The organism is Pseudonocardia nigra (assembly GCF_019396355.1).
Taxonomy (GTDB): Bacteria; Actinomycetota; Actinomycetes; order Mycobacteriales; family Pseudonocardiaceae; genus Pseudonocardia; species Pseudonocardia nigra.
Map to the genome: position 1 here is coordinate 1 of NZ_JAHKRK010000261.1, position 9,339 is coordinate 9,339.

Annotated in this window: 9 protein-coding genes and 2 pseudogenes; 2 read left to right on the forward strand and 9 right to left on the reverse strand. The window is 74.4% G+C overall.

The features are described 5' to 3' along the window. Positions 1-87 precede the first annotated feature (87 nt). From KME75_RS36610 to KME75_RS36620, 3 genes and pseudogenes are all read right to left on the reverse strand, one after another. On the reverse strand, positions 88-486 hold the full coding sequence (locus KME75_RS36610) for a type II toxin-antitoxin system VapC family toxin (RefSeq protein ID WP_219419526.1): 399 nt from the start codon (positions 484-486) through the stop codon (positions 88-90). A gap of 25 nt (positions 487-511) precedes the next feature. Beyond that, entirely contained in the window at positions 512-808 is a 297-nt protein-coding gene (locus KME75_RS36615) for a transcriptional regulator (protein WP_219419527.1), read from the reverse strand. Between the two features lie 26 nt (positions 809-834). Continuing rightward, positions 835-1,063: pseudogene (locus KME75_RS36620) on the reverse strand (PhzF family phenazine biosynthesis isomerase); the annotation flags it as partial. Positions 1,064-1,099: 36 nt separating this feature from the next. Between KME75_RS36620 and KME75_RS36625 the strand changes: the two are divergent. Then, positions 1,100-2,119, forward strand: a complete 1,020-nt coding sequence (locus KME75_RS36625; protein WP_219419528.1) for a DUF3626 domain-containing protein — start codon at positions 1,100-1,102, stop codon at positions 2,117-2,119. Here the strand turns inward: KME75_RS36625 and KME75_RS36630 are convergent, their stop codons facing one another. Then, positions 2,120-3,283: an ROK family transcriptional regulator gene (locus KME75_RS36630; protein ID WP_219419529.1), complete on the reverse strand. Its 1,164-nt coding sequence runs from the start codon at positions 3,281-3,283 to the stop codon at positions 2,120-2,122. It lies immediately after the preceding gene. Between the two features lie 84 nt (positions 3,284-3,367). On the opposite strand from KME75_RS36630, the gene KME75_RS36635 reads away from it, so the two are divergent. Next, on the forward strand, positions 3,368-5,038 hold the full coding sequence (locus tag KME75_RS36635; RefSeq protein WP_219419530.1) for a glycoside hydrolase family 13 protein: 1,671 nt from the start codon (positions 3,368-3,370) through the stop codon (positions 5,036-5,038). Between the two features lie 3 nt (positions 5,039-5,041). Here KME75_RS36635 and KME75_RS36640 read toward each other — a convergent pair whose 3' ends face one another. The 5 genes and pseudogenes from KME75_RS36640 to KME75_RS36655 all read right to left on the reverse strand — a co-directional run. After that, a complete protein-coding gene (locus KME75_RS36640; RefSeq protein ID WP_219419531.1) occupies positions 5,042-6,037 on the reverse strand; it encodes an aldose epimerase family protein in 996 nt (331 codons plus the stop codon). A 10-nt stretch (positions 6,038-6,047) separates the two neighbouring features. Further along, entirely contained in the window at positions 6,048-6,665 is a 618-nt protein-coding gene (locus KME75_RS47155; RefSeq protein WP_443690191.1) for an L-arabinose isomerase family protein, read from the reverse strand. After that, positions 6,642-7,549 (reverse strand): annotated as a pseudogene (locus KME75_RS36645) (L-arabinose isomerase family protein); the annotation flags it as partial. The pseudogene KME75_RS36645 and the gene KME75_RS47155, both read right to left, overlap by 24 nt. Beyond that, positions 7,546-8,235: an L-ribulose-5-phosphate 4-epimerase gene (locus KME75_RS36650; protein ID WP_219419532.1), complete on the reverse strand. Its 690-nt coding sequence runs from the start codon at positions 8,233-8,235 to the stop codon at positions 7,546-7,548. The gene KME75_RS36650 and the pseudogene KME75_RS36645, both read right to left, overlap by 4 nt. Continuing rightward, positions 8,232-9,339: ribulokinase (locus tag KME75_RS36655; RefSeq protein ID WP_219419533.1), on the reverse strand; the 1,108-nt coding region annotated here is incomplete at its 5' end. The genes KME75_RS36650 and KME75_RS36655, both read right to left, overlap by 4 nt.

A 9,339-nucleotide genomic window follows, 5' to 3' on the forward strand; every position in this document is an offset into this window, starting at 1 on the left:
GACGGCGACGGGAACGAGCGGCGGGCCCGGTGCGCACAGCACCGGGCCCGCCGTCGTCGTGCAGGCGGACGTCCGCCGCGGCGCGGGTCAGCCGACGAGGGTGAACCCCTCGGCCACCGCTGCGGCCCGGAGTGTGCGGTCGAACGCGGCGAACCGCGCGACGTCGGGGTCCGCCGCCCGGACGGCGAGGGCGCTCGCCAGCTGCACGGCGTCGTACGCGCGAAGCTCGTGGCCGCCGGTGAGCCGGGCCGCGTTCTCGATGACGAGGGACGTCATCCGGACCACCGCGAGCCGGGGTGGGTCGGCGGCGAACCAGTCGGCCTCGAACTCGCCGACCAGCAGGCCCACCGCTGTCGCGCTCACCTCGCCCATCCGGTGCTTGCGCCACAGCGCGGCCGGCACCTCGACGCGCGCGATCTGCGCCACGAGCAGCTGACCGAGGGCGCGCACCATCTCGTTGCCGGGTTCGTCCGCGTAGAGCTTCACGACAGCGGACGAGTCGGCGAAGCGTTCACCGCCTGCTGTCGGCGACGATGTCGGACAGTGGAGTGCCGGAGCCTGCGGCGCGGCGCGCAGCGGCGACCGCGTCCGGATCCGGTCGTGGCCGGGGTGGGCCGGCAGGCACGAGCAGCCCGGCCCGGGCGAGCCGCTCCCTGGTTCGCGCCGCGTCGTCGCCCGCCAGATCCGGGTCCGTGGCCGCCTCGGCGAGACGCGTCAGGTAGTCGTTCACGCTGCGTCCCTGTTCGGCCGCGGCGGCGCGCACACGCTCGACGAGATCGTCGGGAGCGCGCCAGGTGACCTGCGCCATGCAGGCATGCTAGCAGGCATGCCTGCACTCGTGGCGGAGGCTATCGTGGCGTGGCCGCAGAACGGGACCTCCGCCCAGCGGGCTGAAGTACCGGACGTCGACGGCACCGGCTGCGGCCCCGGGCACGAGGAACGCCGTCTCCGAGTACCCGACCTCGGCTGCGACGCGCTGCATGTCGGCCGCGTCGGCCCCGGTGGCGTCGAGGACCACGCCTGCGGGGTTGCCGCGGTGTAGTGCAGGATCTCCACGGGGCAGGCACTACTCCGTGACCACCGGCGGCAGACTCGGCGCATGGGGAAGTGGGCGGCCGCCGCACTGCGGCACGTGACCGACCGGGCGTCCGCAGCCGGGGGCATCGAGCGGGTCCGGGCGGTACTGGGGCCGGACGCGCCGGTCGGGCGGCTCGTCGCCGGGGTCCGGCGGGCGCGTGTGACGCTCAACTTCCACCCGGACCGGCTGCTCGCCGACAGCCGGACCGTCGTCGTCGCCCTCGACGCCGACGGGCGCTACCGCAGCCAGTTCGAGACGGGATTGTCGGCCGGCAGCCTCACGGCGGTCCCCGGGGGCGACCGGGACGGCTGGGAGCAGGTGCTGTTCGGCGGGGCGTACCGGGACCGGTGGGTCGACCGCCCCTGCTACGGCGGACTGAACCTGCTCGCACACCCGGACGGAGCCTGCCCGCGGTTCGGGTCGTGCCATCTGCGGCTGCGCGCCGCGGTGCTCGACCGGTGCACGTTCTGCGCCGGGGACAGTCATCTCGGGCCGGTCGACGTGGGCACGCTCGCCGCATTCGAGCCGGTCCTGGCGGCACTCGTCGAGGCTGCCGCCGCCGGGGTCGTGCTCGGGTCGCGGGTGGATCTGCCCGCGTTGGCCCGGCTGCTGCTGACCGGCGAGCGGCCACCCGGCACCGGCGTGGTCCCGGGGCGGGCGCTGGATGACTACGTCGAGGCCCAGGTGCACGGCGGGGTGGACCTGACCACCGACGTCGAGGCCGTCGTCGCCGACCCGTCGTTCCGCGGGACCGACGTCGGCGCCCGCCTCGAGCGGCTCGCCGCCCGGCGAGGACTCCCACTGGAATGGCACCCGGGGTTCGAACTGGCCGCCGACGCCGTGCCGCCGGAGTTCCGCGGGCCGGCGGTCGCCGACTTCGCCCTCCGGGTACAGCGCGCGTTCGGCGTACCGGGCGCGGCGCTCGACGCCGCGCTGCTCGGCCGGACGGCTGCCGCGCTGCCCCGCGATCCGGAGACCCTGCAGCTGCTCAAGCGGCTCTGGCACGTGCTCGTCGCGTTCGGGAGACCGTGCCGCACCTGATCAGCCGGCTGCCGGGAGGTCCAGCAGCCGCGGCCGCACGTCGTCGAGCGCGGCCTTGACCGCGCCGAGCAGCACGCCCCGGTCGGCCAGGGTGGAGGGGACGAGCCGGGCGCGGGCGGCCGGGGCCGCGCGGGCGAGCTCCCGGGCGAGGGGGCCCATCAGGACGTCGGCGCCCTCGGCGACGGCGCCGCCCACGACGAGCACCTCGGGGTCGAGCAGGGTCGCCAGCACGGCCAGCGCGCGGCCCACCCGGCGGGCCACGGCGTCGACGACGTCGAGCGCGGCCCGGTCGCCGTCGCGGGCGACGGCGAACACGTCCTCGGCGCGGCCCGCCGGCCCGGTGACGCCCGCGCCCCAGCGGCGGGCCAGGTTGCCCACGGCGTCCGTGTCGCCCACGCCCTCGACGAGGTGCAGGAACCCCATCTCGCCGGTGGCGCCGTGGCGCCCGCGCAGGATCCGCCCGTCGAGGCACACCCCGGCTCCGAGCCGCTCCCCGGCGAGCACGAGCACGGCGTCGTCGGAGCCCGCCGCCACTCCGACCCATCGCTCGGCGCGGACCGCGAGGTTGGCGTCGTTCTCCACCAGCAGCGGCACGCCGACGAGCGGCGCCAGCGCGGTGCGGAGATCGACCGCCGCCAGGCCGGGCAGGTAGTGCTCGACGGCCACCGCGTGCCCCGCGGGGTGGACGGGTGCGGGCACGCCCAGTGCCCCACCGAGCACCTGCGCCGGGGCGGCCCCCGCGGTGTCGAGCACCGCGGCCACCGCCGCGCGCGTGGCGTCGATCCGTTCGTCCGCCGGAACGCGGTCGTGGCGGTAGGCCGCGCCGGTCTCGGCGACCACGTCGCCGCGCAGGTCGGCGAGGGCGGCCCGCACGGTCGTCGCGCCCATGTCGATCCCGAGGACGTACCCTGCCCGGGCGCGCGGCCCGTACACGCGCGCCCGCCGCCCGGGTCGCGACGCGTCGGCGGGTTGCCGGGCCGCGAGCTCGACGGCCCAGCCGCGGGCGATGAGCTCGTCGCAGACGGCGTGGACGGTCGGGCGGGACAGGTGCGTGGCGGCCATCAGCTCCGCGCCGCTCAACGTGCCCTCGTCGAGCAGGGCGTCGAGCACCGCCTGCGCGTTCATCCGGCGCAGCAAGGGCGCCGTCGCCCCGGATCCGTGCACCACACCACCTTGACCGTCCGCCAGTAACTGCCGAGGATAGCGCAGGAACTTTAATCAATCAGCCTGATCAATGGGGGAGCGTGCATGAGCACGGCCGAGGTCGCCACCACGAGGACCGACCAGAGCACCTGGTGGCGCGACGCCGTCGTCTACCAGCTCTACATCCGTAGCTTCGCCGACGGCAACGGCGACGGCGTCGGTGACATCGCGGGCATCCGGGCTCGGCTGGGGCACCTGCGGGACCTCGGCGTCGACGCGGTGTGGATCAACCCGTGGTACCCGTCGCCGATGGCGGACGCGGGCTACGACGTGGCCGACTACCGCGCGGTCGAGCCGGCCTTCGGTACCGCCGAGGAGGCCGCTGCGCTGGTCGAGGAGGCGCACGCGCTCGGGCTGCGGGTGATCCTCGACATCGTCCCGAACCACACCTCCGACCAGCACGCGTGGTTCCAGGAGGCGCTGGCGAGCCTGCCCGGTTCCGCGGAACGCGCCCGCTACCACTTCCGCCCCGGTCGCGGGGCCGACGGCGCGCAGCCGCCGAACGACTGGCGCAGCGTCTTCGGCGGCCCGGCGTGGACCCGCGTCGGGGACAGCGAGTGGTACCTGCACCTGTTCGACTCAGCGCAGCCGGACCTGAACTGGGCCGACGAGCGGGTGCACGCGGAGTTCGAGTCGATCCTGCGGTTCTGGTTCGACCGGGGTGTCGACGGCTTCCGCATCGACGTCGCCCACGGCATGGTGAAGAGCGAGGGGCTGCCCGACCTCGGCGTCGACGACGAGGCCATGCTCGCCCCGGTCGACCGCGCGGACCACCCGCACTGGGACCGCGACGGCGTCCACGCGATCTACTGCGCGTGGCGCAGGGTCGCCGACTCCTATCCCGAGCCGCGGGTGTTCGTGGCCGAGGCCTGGGTCGACTCGCCGGAGCGGCTGGCCCGCTACCTGCGCCCGGACGAGCTGCACACCGCGTTCAACTTCGACTTCCTGCGCACGTCCTGGGAGCCGGCGACGCTGCGCGCGGTGATCGACGAGTCGCTGGCGACCGTCGCGGAGGTCGGCGCGCCCACCACGTGGGTGCTGTCCAACCACGACGTCGTGCGGCACGTCTCCCGGCTCGGCAGGCCGCTCACGCCCGACAAGTACTCGCTGTCCGAGCTGCCGCCGGCCGAGACCCTCGACCGCGAGCTGGGCACCCGGCGCGCCCGGGCCGCCGCGCTGCTGATGTTCGCGCTGCCCGGCGGCGCCTACGTGTACCAGGGCGACGAGCTCGGGCTGTGGGAGGTCGAGGATCTCCCCGACGACGTCCTGCAGGACCCGACCTGGAAGCGCTCGGGGCACACCGACCGCGGCCGTGACGGTTGCCGGGTCCCGCTGCCCTGGTCGGGCACGGCCGCCCCGTTCGGGTTCAGCCCCGACGGCGCGAGCGGCGCGCCGTGGCTGCCCCAGCCCGCCGACTTCGCCTCGGTCACGGTGGAGACGCAGGACGGCGACCCGGGGTCGATGCTCACGCTCTACCGCGCAGCGCTGCGGATCCGCCGCGAGCACCCCGCGCTGGGCGACGGCGAGTTCGCCTGGCTGCCCGGACCGTCCGACGTGCTCACGTTCTCCCGCGGCGCGGGCTTCACGTGCGTCGTGAACCTGTCGGACGCCCCCGTCCCGCTGCCGGCGGACGCACAGCTGCTGCTGGCGAGCGCGGACCTGACGGACACGGGCGAGCTGCCGCCGGATGCGGCGGCCTGGCTGTCGGCCGCCTGATCGCTATCGGACCTCGAGGCGGACGGTCATGCGCGCGCAGTAGGTCTCGCCCGGGTGGAGCACCGTCGACGGGAAGTCCGGGCGGTTGGGGGAGTTCGGGAACGCCTGCGGTTCCAGGCAGAACGCGTCGCCCTGGCGGGCCGTGGTGCCGTCGCGCAGCACGAGCGTGCCGTCCAGCATGTTGCCCGAGTAGAACTGCACCCCGGGCTGATCGGTGCGCAGCTCCAGCGTCCGGCCGGTGCGCGGCTCGGCCACCCGCGCGGCGAGGCGGAGGCCGTCGGCGTCCGGCTCGCCGTCGAGCACGTAGGTGTGGTCGTAGCCGCGGGCGGCGCGCAGCTGCGGGTGATCCGCACGCAGCCGCGCGCCGAGCCGGGTGGGGGAGCGGAAGTCGAAGGGGGTGCCGGCCACCGGCGCCGGCGGCCCGTCGGGGATCAGGTGCTCGTCCACCGCGAGGAACTGCGCCGCGTGCAGGTGCACCTCGTGGTCCTCGACCGAGCCGCCGCCGGCGAGGTTCCAGTAGGCGTGGTTGGTCAGGTTCACCACCGTCGGTGCGTCCGTGGTGGCCTCGTGCCTGATGCGCAGCTCCGGGCCGTCCACCGCGTAGGTGACGGCGACGTCCAGCGTGCCGGGGAACCCGTTCTCCCCGGCCGGGCTGGTGCGCCGGAACATCACCGACGTGTCGCTCGCCTCGGTGCGCTCCCAGTCGGCAGCCTCGAACGCGGCCGGGCCGCCGTGCAGGGCGACGTCCGGCTCGTTCGTCGGGATCCGGTGCTCGACGCCGTCGACGGTGAAGCGGCCACCCGCGATCCGGTTGGCGAACCGCCCGACGCACGCCCCGAGGTAGGCGGTGTCGCGCCGGTAGGCCTCCTCGTCGGCCAGCCCGAGCGCGACGTCACCCCAGGTGCCGTGGCGGTCGGGCGCGCGAACCGCGACGATCCGCGCCCCGTAGCCGATCACGCCGACCTCGAGTGCCCCGCTGCGGAGCCAGGTGATGTCCACGGCCGACTTTCTACAGCGCGCCCGCCAGGCGGTGGTACGCCTGGTTCCAGCGCAGCTCGCGGGCGAACCGGCGCGGGGTGGTGTCGTCGTCTATCACGAGCAGCTCGGTGCGGGCGAGCTCGGCGAGGTCGGCGACCTCCTCGGTGGACAGCGCCGTGGACAGCACGGTGTGGTGCGGGGCGCCCGCCATGATCCACGTCTCGGCGGAGGTGCGGAGGTCCGGGCAGGGCTCCCACACCGCGCGGGCGACCGGCAGGTTCGGCAGCGGCTCGTCCGGGGCGACGACGTCGATCTCGTTGAGCACGAGCCGGAACCGGTCGCCCATGTCGGACATGCCGACGACGATCCCGGCGCCGGGGGCCGCGTCGAACACCATGCGGACCGGGTCCTCCCGGTTGCCGATGCCCAGCGGGTGGACCTCGATGCGCGGGGTGCCCGCGGCGATCGTCGGGCAGACCTCCAGCATGTGCGCGCCCAGCACCCGGCCGGCGCCCGGGCCGAGGTGGTAGGTGTAGTCCTCCATGAACGAGGTGCCGCCGGGCAGGCCCTGCGCGGCCACCTTGAGCGTGCGCAGCAGCATGGCCGTCTTCCAGTCGCCCTCGCCCGCGAAGCCGTAACCGTCGGCCATCAGCCGCTGCACGGCGAGACCCGGGAGCTGTCGCAGGGCGCCGAGGTCCTCGAAGTTCGTGGTGAACGCCTTCGCCCCGGTGCGGTCGAGCAGCGTGCGCAGGCCCAGCTCGATCCGGGCGCCGTAGCGCAGCGACTCGTGGCGCTCGCCGCCGCGGCGCAGCTGGGCCGCCACGTCGTAGCGGTCCTCGTACTCGCGACGAGCGCGTCGACCTCGGTGTCGAGGCTCGCGTGCACGGCGTCGGCGAGGTCGGTGACCGCGTAGCCGTTGACCGTGACACCCCACCGCCACTGCGCCTCAGTGCGGTCGCCCTCGGTGACCGCGACGTCCCGCATGGTGTCGCCGAAGCGGGCCAGGCGCAGCGAGCGCACCTCGGCCCACCCGAGCGCGGCGCGCGCCCAGGCGGCGACCCGGCTCTGCACGATCGGGTCGGACACGTGCCCGGCCACGACCTTGCGCACCACGCCGAGCCGCGCCTGGATGTACCCGAACTCGCGGTCGCCGTGGGCGGCCTGGTTCAGGTTCATGAAGTCCATGTCGATCGTGGACCAGGGCAGCTCCTGGTTGGCCTGCGTGTGCAGGTGCAGCAGCGGGGCGCGCAGCGCGTCCAGGCCGTGGATCCACATCCGGGCCGGGGAGAACGTGTGCATCCACGCGGTGACGCCCACGCAGTCCGGGTCGGCGTTCGCCTCGAGCGCCATCCGGTGGATGCCGTCGGAGTCGGTGAGCACCGGCTTCCACACGACCTCGACCGGCACGGTCGCGGCCAGCGCCTTGCCCAGCTCGGCGGCGATCTCCTGGGACTGCTGGGCCACCTGGGCGAGGCTGTCCTCGCCGTAGAGGCCCTGGCTGCCGGTGAGGAACCAGATCTGCTTCGTCGTCATGCGGGCGCTCCCACCTGCTGGCCGTAGACGTTCTGGTAGCGGTCGTAGAGCGCGTCCACGTCCTCCTGCGCGATCGGGACGAGCGGGCCGAGCTGCCGGGCGAGATGGGTCGAGCGGGCCACGTCCTCGCACATCACCGCGGCTTTCACCGCGGCCTTCGCGGTGGGGCCGATCGAGAACACCCCGTGGTTCTGCATGATCACCGCTCGCGAGCGGTGGTCGGTGAGCGTCTCGACGACGCCGCGGCCGATGGAGTCGTCGCCGATGCGCGCGAACGGGCCGAGCGGGATCGGGCCGCCGAACTCGTCGGCCATCGCCGTGAGCGCGCACGGGATCTCCTCGGCGCGCGCCGCCCAGGCACAGGCGTAGTTCGAGTGCGTGTGCACGACGCCGTTCACCTCGGGCATGTGCCGGTAGACGTAGCCGTGCGCCTCGGTGTCGCTCGACGGCGACAGCTCGCCGTCGACCAGCGTGCCCTCGAGGTCGCAGACGACCATCGACGCGGGCGTCAGGTCGTCGTAGGAGATCCCACTGGGCTTGATCACCAGCAGGTCGTGACCCGGGACACGGGCGGAGACGTTGCCCGCCGTCCACGCCACCAGGCCGTAGCGCACGAGCTCGGCGTGCAGGGCCGCGACCTGCTCGCGCAGCTCGTCGACGAGATCCTTCGCGGACTCCGGGATCACTCGGCTTCCTTCCTGCGGTTCAGGGCCTGCGCGCGGAGCGCGCGCAGGCGGTGCATGACGTCGTTGCCGCCACCTCTGCCGCGCCGGCCGAAGTGGTCGTGCAGGCGCACGTACTCGCCGTAGAGCGCGTCGTAGGCCCGCGCCCGGTCCGGGTCGGGGACGTGCACGGCGCGGTGCACGGCACCCATCGCCGCGGCGGCGGTGTGGATGTCCTTGTGGTGGCCGGCGGCGACGGCCGCGTGGATCGCCGAGCCCAGCGCGGGCCCCTGCTCGGAGACGATCGTGGACAGCGGCCGGTTGCAGACGTCGGCGTAGATCTGCATGAGCAGCCGGTTCTTCAGCAGCCCGCCCGCGACGACGAGCTCGTGCACGGGCACGCCCGAGCGCTCGAACGCCTCGATGATCGCGCGGGTGCCGAACGCGGTGGCCTCGAGCAGAGCGCGGTAGGTGTCCTCGGGGCGGGTGGCGAGGGTCTGCCCGACGATCAGCCCGGACAGCTCGTGGTCGACCAGCACCGACCGGTTGCCGGAGTGCCAGTCCAATCCGACGAGCCCGTGCTCGCCCACCTGCTGCTCGGCGGCGAGCTCGGTGAGCAGCGCGTGGACGTTGATCCCGCGCTCGGCGGCGCGCTCGTGGTAGCCCGGCGGGACGGCCGTGTCGACGAACCAGCCGAAGATGTCGCCGACGCCGCTCTGGCCCGCTTCGTAGCCCCAGAGCCCGGGCAGGATGCCGCCGTCGACCACCCCGCACATGCCCGGCACCTCGCCGAGCCGGTCGGACACCATCACATGGCACGTGGACGTGCCCATGATCGCCACCATCTGTCCGGGCTCGACGGCCTGCGCGGCCGGAACCGTCACGTGCGCATCGACGTTGCCGACGGCCACCGCGATGCCCTCGGGCAACCCGGTCCAGGCGGCGGCCTGCGCGGTGAGCCCGCCCGCGCACCCGCCGAGCTCGCCGATGGGGTGCTCGAGCTTGTCGGTGACGAACGTGGCGAACCGCGGGTCGAGGGCGGCGAGGTACTCCGGTGACGGGTACCGGCCGTCCTGGTAGATGCCCTTGTAGCCGGCGGTGCAGGCGTTGCGCAGGTAGGTGCCGCAG

Excerpts from the sequence above, each read along its gene's own strand:
- KME75_RS36615 (WP_219419527.1), bottom strand. The coding sequence starts at position 808 with ATGGCGCAGGTCACCTGGCGCGCTCCCGACGATCTCGTCGAGCGTGTG.
- KME75_RS36625 (WP_219419528.1), top strand. The coding sequence starts at position 1,100 with ATGGGGAAGTGGGCGGCCGCCGCACTGCGGCACGTGACCGACCGGGCG.
- KME75_RS36635 (WP_219419530.1), top strand. The coding sequence starts at position 3,368 with ATGAGCACGGCCGAGGTCGCCACCACGAGGACCGACCAGAGCACCTGG.
- KME75_RS47155 (WP_443690191.1), bottom strand. The coding sequence starts at position 6,665 with ATGGCCGACGGTTACGGCTTCGCGGGCGAGGGCGACTGGAAGACGGCC.